The sequence below is a fragment of the Streptantibioticus cattleyicolor NRRL 8057 = DSM 46488 genome (assembly GCF_000240165.1).
In the GTDB taxonomy this organism is placed as follows: Bacteria; Actinomycetota; Actinomycetes; order Streptomycetales; family Streptomycetaceae; genus Streptantibioticus; species Streptantibioticus cattleyicolor.
Window position 1 is genome coordinate 5804888 of record NC_017586.1, and the last position, 15044, is coordinate 5819931.

Below are 15044 nucleotides of genomic sequence, written 5' to 3' on the forward strand. Positions count from 1 at the left end.
TCCGCGGCCCCCGCGGGGGTGGTCGCCGGGCGGCCGGTCAGGACACCCGTCCGCCGCCCGCCCGCATCGGCTGCGAGCCGACGCCGCCCACGTGCGAGAACGGCTGGGTGCGCCAGTCGAGCCCGGCCGGCAGCGTCAGGAGCGCCGCGAGGTCCTGCTCGTCGGCGGCCCGCGCGTCGTGGGCCGGCCTGGCCTGCGCCACCGGACGGCCGGAACCGGCGCACACCGTCAGCCCGAACGGGTCCCACGGCGAGGAGCACAACGCGTGCTCGGGCAGCCTCTCCTCCTCCGTGAACAGGGCGATCGGCCGCGAGCAGTCCGGGCAGAACACCCGGAAGATCTCGTACCCCTCGTCCTCGAAGGCGTCGGCCTCGCCCTCGTCGGCCTCGGCCACGATCCGGCGCTCCTCCAGCGGTTCGCCGGGATCGGTGTCCTCGTCGTGTGTGGCCCGCGTGCGGTCGGACTGCGTACGGTCGTTGCGGCCCGGTCGCTTCACAGCGCGCATGGTGGTTTCCCCCTATGGCGGGTGACCCTGAAGTGGGACGGCCGGGCATCGTGGCCTCGGCCTGAGCAGAGCATTTCCCGCCCCGGACGGCCGGTAACCGTGGCGCCCGGGGGCAGCGGACGCGCACGGTGTGGCATTGATCACACCAGGGGGTCGCACGGGGCGCACGGTACCGGCTCACTGTGCCGACCGGCCTCCGGCGCAGTAGGTTGATGCGTCGTGGAGGACTTGGACCGGCGCATCGTCGAGCTGCTCGTCGCGGACGGGCGGATGAGCTACACCGACCTGGGCAAGGCCACCGGCCTGTCCACCTCGGCGGTGCACCAACGGGTACGCCGCCTCGAACAGCGCGGCGTCATCCGCGGTTACGCCGCGATCGTGGACCCCGAGGCGGTCGGGCTGTCGCTCACCGCGTTCATCTCCGTCAAGCCCTTCGACCCCAGCGCCCCGGACGACATCGCCGAACGCCTCGCCGACGTCCCGGAGATCGAGGCGTGCCACAGCGTCGCCGGCGACGAGAACTACATCCTCAAGGTGCGCGTGGCCACCCCCAGCGCCCTGGAACACCTCCTCGCCCGCATCCGCTCCCTGGCCGGCGTCTCCACCCGCACCACGGTCGTCCTCTCCACCCCGTACGAGTCCCGCCCGCCGCATCTGTGACCGGCGCCGCCCGGTGCGGCGGGGGACCCCGGCGGCGGCACGGCGCGCGGGTCAGGCCAGACTTGGGGACATGAACGAGCGCACCCCGGGCACCGTGCTGTTGCGCGGCGGCACCGTGTACAGCCCCGCGGACCCCTTCGCCACCGCCATGGTCGTCGAGGGCGGCACCGTCGCCTGGATCGGCTCCGAGGGCGCGGCGGACGCCTTCGCCGACGGGGTCGACGAGGTCGTCCAGCTCGACGGCGCGCTCGTCACCCCGGCGTTCACCGACGCCCATGTGCACGCCACCGCCACCGGGCTCGCCCTCACCGGCCTCGACCTGTCCGCCGCCCGCGACCGCGCCGACGCCCTGGCCCGGATCACCGCCTACGCCGCCGACCACCCCGGCGACCGCATCCTGCTCGGCCATGGCTGGGACGCCGCCCGCTGGCCCGACCCGCGCCCGCCGGCCCGCGCCGAACTCGACGCCGCCACCGGTGGCCGCCCGCTGTACGCCAGCCGCGCCGACGTCCACTCCGCGCTCGCCACCAGCGCGCTGCGCGACCTCGTCCCCGGCCTCGCCGACCGGGCCGGCCACGACGCCGACGGACCGCTGACCCGCGACGCCCACCACGCGGTGCGCCGCACCGCGCTGGCCTCGCTCGGCGACGGGCAGCGCCGCGCCGCCCAGCGGGCCGCGCTGCGGCAGGCCGCCGCGATGGGCATCGGCTCGCTCCATGAGTGCGCCGGCCCCGACATCAGCGGCGAGGACGACTTCACCGGGCTGTTGCGGCTGGCCGCCGAGGAGCCCGGGCCCCGGGTCGTCGGCTACTGGGCGGAGGCCGCCGGACCGGACGCCCCCGAGGTGCTGGAGAAGGTCCGCGACCTCGGCGCGGTCGGCGCCGCCGGAGACCTCTTCGTGGACGGCGCCCTCGGCTCCCACACCGCCTGCCTGCGCCGGCCCTACGCCGACGCCGGCCACACCGGCACCGCCTACCTGACCGCCGACCGCATCGCCGACCACGTCACCGCCTGCACCGACGCCGGGATCCAGGCCGGCTTCCACGCCATCGGCGACGCCGCCGTCGACGCGGTCCTCACCGGCGTACGGCAGGCCGCCGACCGCCTCGGCATCGCCCGGGTCCGCGCCGCCCGGCACCGCGTCGAACACGCCGAGATGCTCGACGAGGACGCCGTCGCCGCCTTCGCCGACCTGGGGCTGACCGCCTCCGTCCAGCCCGCCTTCGACGCCGCGTGGGGCGGCGACGACGGGATGTACGCCACCCGGCTCGGCGCCGACCGGGCCCGGGGGCTCAACCCGTACGCCGCCCTGCTGCGCGCCGGGGTGCCGCTGGCGCTCGGCTCGGACTCCCCGGTGACCCCGCTCGACCCGTGGGGGACGGTGCGCGCCGCCGCCTTCCACCGCACCGCCGCCCACCGGATCTCGGTACGCGCCGCGTTCACCGCGCACACCCGGGGCGGCTGGCGCGCGGTGGGCCGGGACGGCGGCGGCGTACTGGTGCCCGGCGCCCCGGCCGACTACGCGGTCTGGCGCACCGGCGACCTGGTGGTGCAGATCCCCGACGACCGGGTCGCCAACTGGTCCACCGACCCCCGCTCCGGCACCCCCGGCCTGCCCGACCTGACCCCGGGCCTGCCGCTGCCGCGCTGCCTGCGCACGGTGGTCGGCGGCCGTACCGTCCACTAGGGGCCGAACGAGTGACGCGGGGCCTGGCCGTACCGCCGAACGATGTGCCCTCGGCCTGTCGCACCGCCTCCGGCAGAGCCGCACTGACCTGCTGATTCTCCAGATTCCCGCAGGTCAAACGGGTGTTGACAGGCGGCGGTCGCGGGCGAGTAGGTTCGGCCGGGTCCACCACAGGACGTCCGACCCGGGATCCTCCGTGTCCTCCGTCGACCGCCGCTGGGCCACGGGGTGCCGCGCCTGAGCGCCGCGGCGCCACTGGGAGCCAGGTCCAGCGCCCGTGGCACGGAACGCGGCCCGCCCAGGGCCCTCTCCCGCCGCCGGGCGGGCAGGGGGGAGAGCCCCCGGGCGGCGGGTGCGACCCGGGTGGGGCCCGGACGTTCAGTAGACAACGGCTCCCGGCCGCCCGCAGCCAGCGGGTCCGGGGTCGGCCCGAAGAGCGTTCCGGGCCCCCACCCGCAGCCGCCGGGGAGCCGTCGCGCATGGCTTTCCTCACCCGGGCGGCGGCAGCCGGGGAAAACCGTTGTACGGTCACTGCACGACGCCCGCGGCCGACGGGCGCCGGCCCCCGCGCAAGAAGAGGAAACGCCGCGACCGTGTCCCCGGAATCCGACACCGCCACCGCCCAGTTCGTCGAGGCCGCCGTCGGCGTGCCCGCCGACGCGGCCCGGACGACCGGGGAACGCCCAGGGCGGCTGCGCCGGCTGGGCCGGGCCGCCCGGCGCGACTGGCGGCGCACCGCCACCGCGGCGGCGGCCGGCCTGCTGCTCACCGTCGCCTTCCCGCCGTACGGGATCTGGCCGCTGTCGCTGCTGTCGGTGGCCGCGCTGGCGCTGCTCACCCGGGGCCGCCGGCTGCGGCAGGGTGCCTGGACCGGGTTCGCCTTCGGCTTCCCGTTCATGCTGTGGCTGTTGCAGTGGCTGCACGTGGTGGGGTGGGACGCGGTGGTGGGTCTGGCGCTGATCGAGGCGCTCTTCTTCGTGCCGCTGGGGGCCGCGCTGGCGCTCACCTCGCGGCTGCCCGGGTGGCCGCTGTGGGGCGCCTGCCTGTGGGTGGCGGAGGAGGCGGCGCGCGACCGGCTGCCGTTCGGCGGATTCCCGTGGGGGCGGCTGGCGTTCGCCAACACCGGATCGCCGTTCACCCCGCTCGCCGCGGTGGGCGGGGCGCCGCTGGTGACCTTCGCGGTGGCGCTGGCCGGCGGGCTGCTGGCCGCGGCGGCGCTCGCGGCGTGGCGGCTGCGCGGCCCGGTACGCGGCCGGCGCACCGCGGCCACCGCGGCGGGCGCGCTGCTGCTCGCGGTGGCCGTGGCCGGCAGCGGCCTGGCCGTGCCGTCGACGACCGAGCCGGCCGGCAGCCTGAAGGTCGCGGTGGTCCAGGGCAACGTCGAGCACCCCGGCATGCACTTCCTGGGCCGGCCGCTGATGATCCTCGACAACCACGTCGCCGCCACCTTGAAACTCGCCGACGACATCAAGGCCGGCCGGGTCGCCAAGCCGGACCTGGTCATCTGGCCGGAGAACTCCTCCGACCTCGACCCGTTCACCTACCCCGAGGCGTACGCCAGGATCAACCGCGCCGTGCAGGCGGTCGGGGTGCCGGTGCTCGTCGGCGTCCTGGTCGAGGGGCCCGACGCCGACCACGTGCAGAACGAGGGCATCGTCTGGGACCCGGTCACCGGCCCCGGCGCCTCCTACACCAAGCAGCACCCGGTGCCGTTCGGCGAGTACGTGCCGTTCCGCAAGGAGCTGACCCGGTTCATCTCCCGGCTGAAGATGGTGCCCCGGGACTTCTACCCCGGCCACCACACCGGGGTGATGACGATGGGACCGGCCCGCCTCGGCGACGTGATCTGCTTCGAGGTGGCCTACGACGGCATCGTGCGCGACACCGTCAACGCCGGGGCCAAGGCGCTCGTCGTCCAGACCAACAACGCCACCTACGGGCGAACCGGTCAACCCGAGCAGCAGCTCGCCATGTACCGGCTGCGCGCGGTCGAGCACGGCCGGACCGTGATCACCGCCGCCACCAGCGGCATCAGCGCGATCACCGCGCCGGACGGTACCGTCAAGCAGCGCACCCGGGAGTTCACCCGCGCGGTACTGGACGCCACCGTGCCGCTGCGCACCGGAACCACCCTCGCCGACCGGATCGGCACGGCACCGGAGTGGACGCTCGCTATCGTGGGCCTCCTGTCCTGCGCCGCCGCATCATGGCTTGGCCGGCGGGGACGTACGGAGAAATAAAGGGGAAGCAGTGAACGACGGCGCTCAGGTCACCCAGGGCGATACCCAGGGGAGGCGGTCCGCCCCGCTCGGCACGGTTCTGGTCGTCATCCCGACCTACAACGAGGCCGAGAACATCAAGCCGATCGTCGGCCGGGTCCGCGCCGCCGTTCCGGAGGCGCACATCCTGGTCGCGGACGACAACAGCCCGGACGGCACCGGCAAGCTCGCGGACGAACTGGCCGCCGCCGACGACCACGTCCACGTGCTGCACCGCAAGGGCAAGGAGGGGCTGGGCGCCGCCTACCTGGCCGGCTTCCGGTGGGGCATCGACCACGGCTACGGCGTGCTGGTCGAGATGGACGCCGACGGCTCCCACCAGCCCGAGGAGCTGCCGCGGCTGCTCACCGCGCTGGGCGGCGCCGACCTGGTGCTCGGCTCGCGCTGGATCCCCGGCGGACGGGTGGTCAACTGGCCCAAGTCCCGGGAGTTCCTCTCGCGCGGCGGCAGCACCTACTCGCGGCTGATGCTCGGGGTGCCGATCCGGGACGTCACCGGCGGCTACCGGGCCTTCCGCAAGGAGACCCTGGAAGGGCTCGGCATGGAGGAGGTCGCCTCGGCCGGCTACTGCTTCCAGGTCGACCTCGCCTGGCGGGCCCACAAGAAGGGGTTCCACGTGGTGGAGGTGCCGATCACCTTCGTCGAGCGGGAGCTGGGCGACAGCAAGATGAGCCGCAACATCGTCGTGGAGGCGCTGTGGCGGGTCACCACCTGGGGCATCGGCGCCCGGGTGGAACGGCTGCGCGGCGGACGCAAGAGCTGACCGCCGGATACCCGGCGGCCCCCGCGACGACCGGGGCCGCCGGGCCTTCCGCGCCGCCAGGCACAATTGACGTATGACCTTCGGCGCAACCGATCCGTCCCGTAACCCCCGGCCCCGCCGCTCCCGTGCCCGGACCCTGGCGCCCCTGGTGGTGGCCGCCTGGGTGGTGCTGGAGATCTGGCTGCTGACCCTGGTCGCCGACGCGGCGGGCGGTGTCACCGTGCTGCTGTTGCTGCTGGCCGGTTTCGTGCTGGGGGCGGCGGCGGTGAAGGCGGCCGGGCGCCGGGCGTGGCGGGAGCTGACCGAGTCGGTGCGCGCGGGGCGGACGCCGGGGGAGGAGGGCACCGGGACGGCGCCGGGCGGCGGCCACGCGGGGCTCGCGATGCTGGGCGGGCTGCTGCTGATGGTGCCCGGGATCGTCTCCGACGCGGCCGGGCTGCTGTGTCTCTTCCCGCCGACCCGACGCCTCATCGGCCGCGCCGCCGGCCGGGTGGTACGCCGCCGCACCTGGGCCCCGGGTTCGTTCGGCGACGCCTACCAGCGCATACGCGTGCACCGTCCGGACGGCAAGGTGGTCCAGGGCGAGGTGGTCCGGGACGACGAGCCCGCGGGGCGGCACGACGGCGACCGGCACGGCGCCACCCGCCGGCCGCTGGGCCCCTGACCGGCGCCGGAACCCGGAAAACGCCTGCGGGCCCGCCGACCGAGGTCGGCGGGCCCGCACAGTGGCTGGCTGAAAATACTCAGGCGCTCTTGCGGTTGTCCCGCGGATGTACTGCGATGTTCATGCCGCCGGAACGCAGCACCGCGAGCCGTTCGGCCAAGACCTCTTCCAGCTCTTCACGGGTGCGTCGCTCCATGAGCATGTCCCAGTGCGTACGCGCGGGCTTCGTCTTCTTCTCCTCAGGGCCCTCGCCGTCGACCAGCAGGGCGGTCGAGCCGCAGGCGCGGCACTCCCACTCCGGCGGGATCTCGGCTTCCATGGAGAACGGCATCTCGAATCGATGGCCGTTCGGGCATGCGTACTCCACCGTCTGGCGCGGAGCCAGATCGATGCCGCGGTCGGTCTCGTAGCTGGTGGCCCCGAGTCGCGTGCCGCGGAGAGCTCGCTCACTCATGAATCGTGCCTCCCGGGCTTGTCGCCCACAGGACAGGTGTCGCTGTCGTCGTCATCCGGTCAACGTCCGGTCGGCGGTGAAGATTCCCGTTTCGGAACATGCGCCCACCCGCCAGTGGCTCGCACGGTGAGTTGCGCCCATCGCCGCCACCCTCCACGGAGGCGCTACGCGCCCACAGCACCGCCCGCCTGTTCGTGCCGCCCCCTTGTTGTACCCGCCGCCGCCCGTTTTGTCACATCTGACGGGAGATATCACCCGGCGTTTCCGTATCATTAGCGCGCAGTAACGGTCCCTCCGGCTGGACAACGGCGTACACTACCGCCTCGCACTCCCAGTGCCTAACGCGGGCGGGTGTGGACCCCCTCGGCCCGGTCGCCGGGCCCGCCATGGCGGGGCGTGACGGCCGGTCGCTCCACGTGTTGATCAACTCACGCTGCGTGAGGCGGAGTTGGCGCCCGTGGCCGGTCAACCGCCTTCGGGCGGCGGGGCGGCTGGAGGTCCGGGGCGCCGATCGGGCGTCGCGGAGGGGGAGTTGGACCGGTGGACCAGTCCGCCGGGGGCCAGGCGCCGCGCTCCACGAGCAGGGTGCGCAGCGCGTCGATGTCGTCGGTGATGATGCCGTCCACCCCCAGGTCGAGCAGTGCCGCCATGCGGGCCGGATCGTTCACCGTCCACACGTGTACCTGCAACCCCCTGCGGTGCGCCGCGCGCAGGAATGTGGCGTCCACCACACGGACCCCGGCGTGATACTCCGGCACCTGCACGCAGACCGCGGTACGCACCCCCAGCGACGACAGCGCCCGGCCGCCGTAACTGAGCAGCCGCAGCGCCGCCACGCCCCGGGTGCCCAGCGAGGTGGCCAGCCGATCCCCGGCCAGCGCCCGCGCCCGGGCCACCCGCCCCTGCGAGAACGACCCCACGCACACCCGGTCCCACGCCCCGGTCCGTCCGATCGCCGCCACCAGTGGCTCGACCGCGGCCGGCGCCTTGACGTCCACGTTGAACCGGGCCCGGGGGAACTCCTCCAGCAACTCCTCGAAGCGCGGCAGCGGCTCGCGCCCGGCCACCCTGGCCCGCCGCACCTGCCGCCACGGCAGCGATGCCACCGCCCCGGTGGCGTCGGTGACCCGGTCCAGCGTGGCGTCGTGGCAGGCCACCAGGACCCCGTCGGCGGTGGCGTGGACGTCGGTCTCCAGATAGCGGTAGCCGAGGTCCACCGCGCGCCGGAAGGCCGTCACGGTGTTCTCCAGCCCGTCCGCGGCGCCGCCGCGATGGGCGAACGCCAGCGGCCCGGGATGGTCGAGGAACGGGTGGCGCGGCGCTGCGGGCCGCCGGGCCTGCCGGGGCGACGGGGTGGACATGGCAGCAGTATGCGCCCGGTTCACCCGCACTCGGCGGCCGGCCGGACGGCGCCCGGGTCCACGGCCGGTCCCGCCTCCGATGCCGGGCCCGTGGTGTCCGCCGCGGCCGCCTCGCCGCGCGCCACCGTCCGTCCCGGCCGGTGCGCCGGCAGCGCGAAGAACCGCAGGAAGAACTGGGCCAGCGGCCCGATCAGCAGCGCGTACGCCACCGTGCCCACCCCCACCGTGCCGCCCAGCAGGAAGCCGGCCACCAGCACGGTGACCTCGATCCCGGTGCGCACCAGCCGGATCGAGCGGCCGGTGCGCAGATGCAGCCCGGTCATCAGGCCGTCCCGGGGGCCGGTGCCGAACGCGGCCGAGATGTACAGCCCGGTGGCGGCGCCGTTGAGCACGATCCCCGCGGTCAGCAGCGCGGCCTCGGCGGCCAGGCCGTGCGCCCGCGGCACCAGCCGCATCGTGGCGTCCAGGGTGAGCCCGACCAGGAAGACGTTGGAGACCGTGCCCAGCCCCGGCCGCTGCCGCAACGGCCACCACAACAGCAGCACCAGCGCCCCCACGCACACCGACACCGTGCCGATGCTCACCCCGGCGTGCCGCGCCACCCCCTGGTGGAAGACGTCCCACGGGTCGAGCCCCAGCCCGGAGCGGACCACCAGCGCCGAACTGGCGCCGTACAGCGCGAGCCCCGCGTACAGCTGCACGAGCCGACGCGGCAGCGCCCGGCCGGACGCGGCACCCGCCGGGCCGGCACCGGAACGTCGGACACGGAACGCGGAGCGGGACGGGCGGCTGGACGGCGTACGGCGTGACGGCCCGGGCAAGGCGGACTCCCCCCTGGAGAAGTGGCTGGACCCGTGCGATTCTGGAGGTGGCGTGTGGTCCAATTCCACAGCCAATCCAGGGAAGGTGGACTGCTCTTCATGGCTCAGTGGACCGCGGCGGTCAGCGCGGCGCAATTGGCCCGGCTCCTCGGCCCCCGCTTGGAACGCTCCGGCCGTGCCGCCGGCGGCCACCCCGACAGCCGCCGGGTGCCGGCCTACCGCGGGCTCGCCGACGGGGTGCGGCTGCTGGTGCTCGAAGGACGGGTGCCGGTCTCCGCCCGGCTGCCCGCCGAACGGGAACTGGCGTCGGCGCTGCGGGTCAGCCGTACCACGGTGGCCGCCGCCTACGACGCGCTGCGCGCCGACGGTTTCGTCAAGTCCCGTCGCGGTGCCGGGAGTTGGACGGCGATCCCGGACGGCCGCCCGGTGCCGGCCGGCGGGCTGGAGCCGCTGCCCCCGGAGGCCGCCGCCTCCATGATCGACTTCGGGGCCGCCGCGTTGCCCGCCCCCGAGCCGTGGCTGACCCGGGCCATCGAGGGCGCCCTGGCCGAACTCCCCGCGTTCGCCGCCACCCACGGCGACTTCCCGGCCGGGCTGCCGCCGCTGCGCGAGGCCATCGCCGACCACTACAGCGCGCGCGGCATCCCCACCATGCCCGAGCAGATCATGGTCACCACCGGTGCGATGGGCGCCGCCGCCGCGGCCTGCCGGCTCTTCGCCGGACGCGGTGAACGCATCGCGGTGGAGGCCCCCAGCTACGCCAACGTCCTCCAGCTCTTCCGGGAACACGGCGCCCGGCTGGTGCCGGTGGCCATGGCCGAACACCTCGCCGGCTGGGACATGGCCGCCTGGCGCCGCGCGCTTCGGGACGCCGCGCCGCGGATGGCCTACGTCATCCCCGACTTCCACAACCCCACCGGCGCCCTCCCCGGTGACGACCAGCGCCGGGAGCTGGTCGAGACCGCCCGGGCCGCGGGCGTCGCCGTGGTCGCCGACGAGACCATGACCGAGCTGGCCATCGACCCGGTGGGCGGCATGCCCCGCCCGCTGTCCTACTACGACCGGGGCGGCGGCACCGTGGTCAGCTTCGGCTCGGCGAGCAAGGCGTTCTGGCCGGGGATGCGGATCGGCTGGCTGCGCGCGGCCCCCGAGGTGGTGCGCCGGATGGCCTCGGTGCGCGCCTTCCTCGACCTCGGCTCGCCGGTGGTCGAACAGCTCGCCCTGGTCTGGCTGCTGCGCGGACAGGGGTGGGACCAGGCGGTCTCGCTGCGCCGCGCGCTGGCCCGCGCCAACCGGGACGCGCTGGTCGCCGCGTTGCGCCGGCACGTGCCGGACTGGGAGTTCGACGTGCCGCGCGGCGGTCTGACGATGTGGGTGCGCACCGGGGGGCTCTCCGGCTCCCGGATCGCGGTGGCCGGCGAGCAGTTCGGCGTCCGGGTGCCGGCCGGGACCCGGTTCGGCGTCGACGGTGCCTTCGAGGGCTACGTCCGGCTGCCGTTCTCGGCCGCCGCGCCGGTGGCCGAGGAAGCGGTCGCCCGCCTCGCCGCCGCCGCCGACGCGGTCCGCTCCGGCGGCCCGCTCGACCTGCACAGCGGAGGATCGCTGGTCGCCTGACGGGAAGTTGACGCCTCGTCAGCTCGCCGGGTCGTGCACCGGGCGCTGCGGGGTGGCGGGCGGTTTGACCATGCTGACGGCGGGGTGGGGCGCCGGGAGGAGGGCGAGGACCGCTCGGCGGTGGGCCTCCGTGGTCTCCTCGTCGTGCGGATCCGGGGTGGCCGGCACCTGGAGGCGGTGCACCGGGCCGTCCCCGAGCCGGGCGTAACCGCGGCCGGGCGGGGTGCGCGGGGGCGGCGTGGTGGGCGGCGCCGTACCGAGCACCACCCGGGCCGCCTCCACCGTGGCCGGCCCGAGCAGCACCCTGGCCCGGGCCCGCGCGCGCAGCCCGGCGCCGAGACCCTCGTACGCGTCGAGATGGTCGCCGAGGGCCACCGTGACCCCGGCCGCCCTGCCGTGCCGCAGCGGGCCCTCCAGCGACGCCTGCGGATCCCGGCGGCCCTGGACCCGGGAGAGCTGGGCCAGCGCGGAGGGCCGGTCGAGCACGATCCACAGCGGTCGCCGGGTGTCCTCCGGCGCCGGACGCCCGCTCTGCCGCGCCCGGTTGACCGCCAGCAGCCGGCGTTCGGTCTCGTGGCCCGCCCACTCCAGCGCGGCGAGGGCGCCGACGGGTCCGCTCTCCACCGCCAGCACCCCGGGCCGGCCGGTGAGGAAGGCGTACTCGCCGGTGCCGCCGCCGTCGATCACCACCAGGTCACCGTGGTGCAGCGCCTGGAGGGCGAGGGAACGCAGCAGCGTGGTGATCCCCGAACCGGCCCGGCCCAGCGCCAGCAGATGGGGTTCGGGCGAACGCGGCCCGGTCCGCCACACCACCGGGGCCGCGTCCCGGCGCCCCTCGCCGTGGACCACCGGGATGGTGCGCCGCACGTCGGCGTCGTCGGTGAAGCCAAGGATGGCCTCCCCGGCCGCGGTCACGAAGCGCTGGGCGACGATGTCGGTGGCCAGCGGGGGGAGCGCCACCAGCGTCAGCCGGTTCTCCTCCTCCTGCCAGTCGAACCGGAACTCGCGCCCGCGCCCCGCCTTGACGTGCAGCAACTGCTCGATACGGGCCCGGGATTCGGGCTCCCCGTCGGTGAAGTAGGCCGGGTAGCGCAGCGTCAGCCGGGTCAGCCGGCCGTCCTCGAAGGCGTACGAGGGGAACGCCCGCGTCCAGTCGCCGTCGTGGGCGTAGAGCGGCTTGGGGTCGGCGGGCAGCGACAGATGGGGCACCAGGGACTCGTAGAGCGCCCGCAGCCGGGCCTCCTCCGCCTCGCTCGGTCCGGTGGGTACGGCGGCGCGGCGGCGCCCCGACCAGGCGGCGGAACCCATCAGCCCGAGCCCGGCCAGCAGCACCCCGTACGGCAGCAGGGCGACCACCAGGACCCCGGCGGCCAGCATGAACAGCGTCGGGCCGCGGCGGTCCTTGGGCGTCTGGGCCCACCAGCCGCGTACCCACCCGGCCTGCCGTCGCAGGCCGCGGCCGATGACCAGGAGCGGATGGAGGACGTCGGTGGCGCCCTCGCCGGCGGTGCGCACCGCCTCCCGGCCACGGGCCAGCGACGGCGGGACGCGCAGGATGCTGGGGAGGGGGAGGGGGCGCCGGGCCACGGGGACTCCAGTCGTGCGACGCGGGGGCGGTCGGGGTTGTCCGGGGTGCGGGAGGGCGGGGCGGGCCGAAGGCCGGGGCGGTGGGCGCGGACCCGGTGGGCCGGGGACCGGCAGGCCCGGAACCGCGCGGGTCCCGGGCCGGCTCCGGGCTTCGGCCGGCCCTTACAGCTTCAGGCCGCCCAGCAGGCTGGCCAGACTCTGCCCGCCGGCCTTGATGCTGGGCGCGATGGCGGTGCCGGCCAGGTAGAAGCCGAACAGGGAGCAGACGAGGGCGTGGGAGATCTTCATCCCGTCCTTGCGGAAGAACAGGAACGCGATGACACCCAGCAGGACGACGCCGGAGATGGACAGGATCATGGGGTTCTCCTGAGTGATGGGGACGGTCACCATGAGTTCTTCCAGGGTCACATAAAGTAATAATCCCTTAAAGGGGTTATTAGAGTGATTTTCGGGATGTAGCACCCGGGGGATCGCGCGATGTCACGGCATGGGCGCGATCATTGCCGCACCGCGCGCCGGACGCCGGTGAACCCCCGCGCAGCGGGGCGAAAACTCCCCCGGCCGGGTGAAGCGACATAGGGTGAGGCGGCGCGCGGCGCCCCGTGGCGGGCCGCCGGCCGGCCCATGACGTACGAACGATCCAGGAGCCGACGAGGATGACCGACCCCACGCAGGGCCCCGAGCACACCGGCAACCGCGGACCCGAAGGCGAACCCGCGCACGACCCCGAGGTGTTGCAGCTCGCGGCGAAGATCTTCGACCTCGCCCGGCACGGCGACACCGACACCGTGGCCGCCTACGTCGACGCCGGGGTGCCGGCCAACCTCGCCAACGACCGCGGCGACACCCTGGTGATGCTCGCCGCCTACCACGGCCACCCGGAGACCGTGGCCGCCCTGCTGCACCGCGGCGCCGACCCCGACCGGGCCAACGACCGCGGTCAGACCCCGCTGGCCGGCGCCGTCTTCAAGGGCGAACGGGCCGTCGTCGACGCCTTGTTGGACGGCGGGGCCGACCCCTCCGCGGGCTCCCCCTCCGCCCTCGAGACCGCCCGCATGTTCGGCAAGGACGACCTGGTCGCCCTCTTCGAGAAGCCCTGACCCGTCACCACACGCCGTCGGCCGGGACGATGACTCCCGGCCGACGGCGTCTCCCCGCGGCTCAGAAGGCCCCGGTGCCGTTCGGCGTGCCCAGCCCGGTCGGCCCGTCGTACCCCGGACCGGCGGTGCACAGGTATCCGCCGCCGCACGACCCGTTGGCCCCGGACGTCACGTCGTTGAGCGCCGAGGTGTGCGCGTAGGGGTACGAACCGGCGTTCACCGACGCGGTGTTGCCGGCCAGCGCGTACACGCTGGCGATGATCGGCGAGGAGGCGCTGGTGCCGCCGACCTCCACCCAGCCGTCCGCGCCCTGCGCCAGCCCGAGCGAGAGCAGCACGTCGCACCACGAGCTGGTGCCGCAGCTGTTGTACGTGTCGTGGACGGCGACCCCGGTGGCCGGGTCCGCCACCGCGGAGACGTCGGCGACGGTGCGCTTGGCGCACCCGGTGTCGTGCTGCCAGGCGGGTTTGGGCTCGTAGGCCGAGCAGCCGGACCCGGCGCCGTTGCCGCCGGAAGCGGAACCCCAGGCGCTCTCGCTCCAGCCGCGGGCGTTGGACGCCTTGGTCAGCGAGGTCCCGCCGACCGCGGTCACGTACGGCGAGGACGCGGGCCAGGAGACCCCGTAACCGGAGTCGCCGGAGCTGGCGGTGACGGCCACCCCGGGGTGGTTGAAGTGGCTGTCGGCGGCGGTGATCGTGGTGTCCTCCGCGCCGCCCCAGCTGTTGGAGACCGCCACCACGCCCGGCGTGGCCGCGGCGGTGTCCTCGGCCGCCGAAAGGTCGTCGGTGGTCGCCGAGTTGGCCTCCACCAGCAGGATGTGGCAGTCCGGGCAGACCGCGGAGACCATGTCGAGGTCGAGGCTGATCTCCTCGGCCCAGCCGTAGTCGCCGGCCGGCAGCGGTGAGGCCTGCCCGTTCTGGTTGGTCTTGCGGAAGCAGCCGTTGGCGGTGGTGCAGGCGGGCAGTCCGTAGGCGCCGCGGTAGGCGGCCAGGTCGCTCTCGGCGTTGGGGTCGTCCTGGGCGTCGACGATGGCCACGGTACGGCCGCCGCCGGAGGTGCCGTCCAGGTGGTAGGCGGCGTGCAGGTCGGAGGGGACGAAGCCGACGGTGGTCGGGGACCCGGTGGTCATCGGGGCGAGCCGGCCGGCCGGGGTGCGGTGCGCGCGCAGCTTGCCGAAGCAGCGCAGGTGCCCCGCGGCGGCCGGGTGCGCGCACCCGAAGTCCACGGTGGCCACCGGGGCGGGGCCGGCCGCCCGCGCCGTGGGGGCCGTGAAGCCCGCCAGCCCCGCGACGAAGGCGACGGTGAACAGGGCGGTCAGCAGCGCGGCGAGCCGCCGCGAGCGGAACGGGCGACCGGCGGGGCGGTCGGGCGGAGGGGCGGAACGACGGTCCATCGGGCCTCCTGCGGTGGTGGGGGCACTCGTGGGGCGCTGTTCGCCTCGGCCGCCCGTCCGTCGTACGGCGGAGCGGCGGCCGGGGCCACGCCGGGCGCGCGGCGCCGCAACACCATGCAGGCACCCGGCAACGGCGTCAAGGGCATGACAATACGC

The 15044-nt window shown here is 75.1% G+C and carries 13 protein-coding genes and 1 pseudogene; 7 read left to right on the forward strand and 7 right to left on the reverse strand.

Going from position 1 to position 15044, the window contains the following annotated elements:
* Positions 1-37 precede the first annotated feature (37 nt).
* Positions 38-505: a hypothetical protein gene (locus SCATT_RS25550; protein WP_014146091.1), complete on the reverse strand. Its 468-nt coding sequence runs from the start codon at positions 503-505 to the stop codon at positions 38-40.
* A 219-nt stretch (positions 506-724) separates the two neighbouring features.
* Between SCATT_RS25550 and SCATT_RS25555 the strand changes: the two genes are divergently transcribed.
* The 5 genes from SCATT_RS25555 to fxsA all read left to right on the forward strand — a co-directional run bounded on the left by SCATT_RS25555 (position 725) and on the right by fxsA (position 6558).
* A complete protein-coding gene (locus SCATT_RS25555) occupies positions 725-1165 on the forward strand; it encodes an Lrp/AsnC family transcriptional regulator (protein ID WP_014146092.1) in 441 nt (146 codons plus the stop codon).
* A 70-nt stretch (positions 1166-1235) separates the two neighbouring features.
* The gene (locus tag SCATT_RS25560) at positions 1236-2852 is read left to right on the forward strand and encodes an amidohydrolase (RefSeq protein ID WP_014146093.1); all 1617 of its coding nucleotides are present in this window, start codon (positions 1236-1238) and stop codon (positions 2850-2852) included.
* A gap of 593 nt (positions 2853-3445) precedes the next feature.
* Positions 3446-5092, forward strand: a complete 1647-nt coding sequence (gene lnt / locus SCATT_RS25565; protein ID WP_014146096.1) for an apolipoprotein N-acyltransferase — start codon at positions 3446-3448, stop codon at positions 5090-5092.
* Between the two features lie 10 nt (positions 5093-5102).
* Positions 5103-5894 carry a polyprenol monophosphomannose synthase gene (locus tag SCATT_RS25570; RefSeq protein WP_014146097.1) on the forward strand — a complete coding sequence of 264 codons (792 nt, stop codon included), beginning with the start codon at positions 5103-5105 and terminating at the stop codon, positions 5892-5894.
* Positions 5895-5967: 73 nt separating this feature from the next.
* Positions 5968-6558: an FxsA family membrane protein gene (gene fxsA, locus SCATT_RS25575; RefSeq protein ID WP_014146098.1), complete on the forward strand. Its 591-nt coding sequence runs from the start codon at positions 5968-5970 to the stop codon at positions 6556-6558.
* 79 nt (positions 6559-6637) lie between these two features.
* Here the strand turns inward: fxsA and SCATT_RS25580 are convergent, their stop codons facing one another.
* From SCATT_RS25580 to yczE, 3 genes and pseudogenes are all read right to left on the reverse strand, one after another.
* Positions 6638-7012 (reverse strand): RNA polymerase-binding protein RbpA, encoded by a 375-nt coding sequence (locus SCATT_RS25580; RefSeq protein WP_014146099.1) that lies wholly within the window; start codon positions 7010-7012, stop codon positions 6638-6640.
* Positions 7013-7572: 560 nt separating this feature from the next.
* Positions 7573-8373: pseudogene (locus SCATT_RS25585) on the reverse strand (glycerophosphodiester phosphodiesterase); the annotation flags it as partial.
* Between the two features lie 20 nt (positions 8374-8393).
* On the reverse strand, positions 8394-9074 hold the full coding sequence (yczE, locus tag SCATT_RS25590; RefSeq protein WP_014146101.1) for a membrane protein YczE: 681 nt from the start codon (positions 9072-9074) through the stop codon (positions 8394-8396).
* A gap of 219 nt (positions 9075-9293) precedes the next feature.
* Between yczE and yczR the strand changes: the two genes are divergently transcribed.
* Complete coding sequence (yczR, locus tag SCATT_RS25595; protein ID WP_014146102.1) at positions 9294-10808, forward strand: MocR-like transcription factor YczR; 1515 nt, start codon at positions 9294-9296, stop codon at positions 10806-10808.
* An 18-nt stretch (positions 10809-10826) separates the two neighbouring features.
* Here the strand turns inward: yczR and SCATT_RS25600 are convergent, their stop codons facing one another.
* Together SCATT_RS25600 and SCATT_RS25605 are read right to left on the reverse strand one after the other, a co-directional pair.
* On the reverse strand, positions 10827-12395 hold the full coding sequence (locus SCATT_RS25600) for a membrane protein (RefSeq protein ID WP_014146103.1): 1569 nt from the start codon (positions 12393-12395) through the stop codon (positions 10827-10829).
* A 162-nt stretch (positions 12396-12557) separates the two neighbouring features.
* The gene (locus SCATT_RS25605; protein ID WP_014146104.1) at positions 12558-12752 is read right to left on the reverse strand and encodes a hypothetical protein; all 195 of its coding nucleotides are present in this window, start codon (positions 12750-12752) and stop codon (positions 12558-12560) included.
* A gap of 299 nt (positions 12753-13051) precedes the next feature.
* On the opposite strand from SCATT_RS25605, the gene SCATT_RS25610 reads away from it, so the two are divergent.
* On the forward strand, positions 13052-13495 hold the full coding sequence (locus tag SCATT_RS25610; RefSeq protein WP_014146105.1) for an ankyrin repeat domain-containing protein: 444 nt from the start codon (positions 13052-13054) through the stop codon (positions 13493-13495).
* Positions 13496-13556: 61 nt separating this feature from the next.
* Here SCATT_RS25610 and SCATT_RS25615 read toward each other — a convergent pair whose 3' ends face one another.
* On the reverse strand, positions 13557-14888 hold the full coding sequence (locus SCATT_RS25615) for a S53 family peptidase (protein WP_014146106.1): 1332 nt from the start codon (positions 14886-14888) through the stop codon (positions 13557-13559).
* Between the last annotated feature and the right edge of the window lie 156 nt (positions 14889-15044).

Bases quoted from the DNA above. Each gene is read 5' to 3' on its own strand.
- SCATT_RS25580 (WP_014146099.1), bottom strand. From the start codon at position 7,012: ATGAGTGAGCGAGCTCTCCGCGGCACGCGACTCGGGGCCACCAGCTAC.
- SCATT_RS25605 (WP_014146104.1), bottom strand. From the start codon at position 12,752: ATGATCCTGTCCATCTCCGGCGTCGTCCTGCTGGGTGTCATCGCGTTC.
- SCATT_RS25560 (WP_014146093.1), top strand. From the start codon at position 1,236: ATGAACGAGCGCACCCCGGGCACCGTGCTGTTGCGCGGCGGCACCGTG.
- yczR (WP_014146102.1), top strand. From the start codon at position 9,294: ATGGCTCAGTGGACCGCGGCGGTCAGCGCGGCGCAATTGGCCCGGCTC.
- fxsA (WP_014146098.1), top strand. From the start codon at position 5,968: ATGACCTTCGGCGCAACCGATCCGTCCCGTAACCCCCGGCCCCGCCGC.
- SCATT_RS25610 (WP_014146105.1), top strand. From the start codon at position 13,052: ATGACCGACCCCACGCAGGGCCCCGAGCACACCGGCAACCGCGGACCC.
- SCATT_RS25615 (WP_014146106.1), bottom strand. From the start codon at position 14,888: ATGGACCGTCGTTCCGCCCCTCCGCCCGACCGCCCCGCCGGTCGCCCG.
- SCATT_RS25550 (WP_014146091.1), bottom strand. From the start codon at position 505: ATGCGCGCTGTGAAGCGACCGGGCCGCAACGACCGTACGCAGTCCGAC.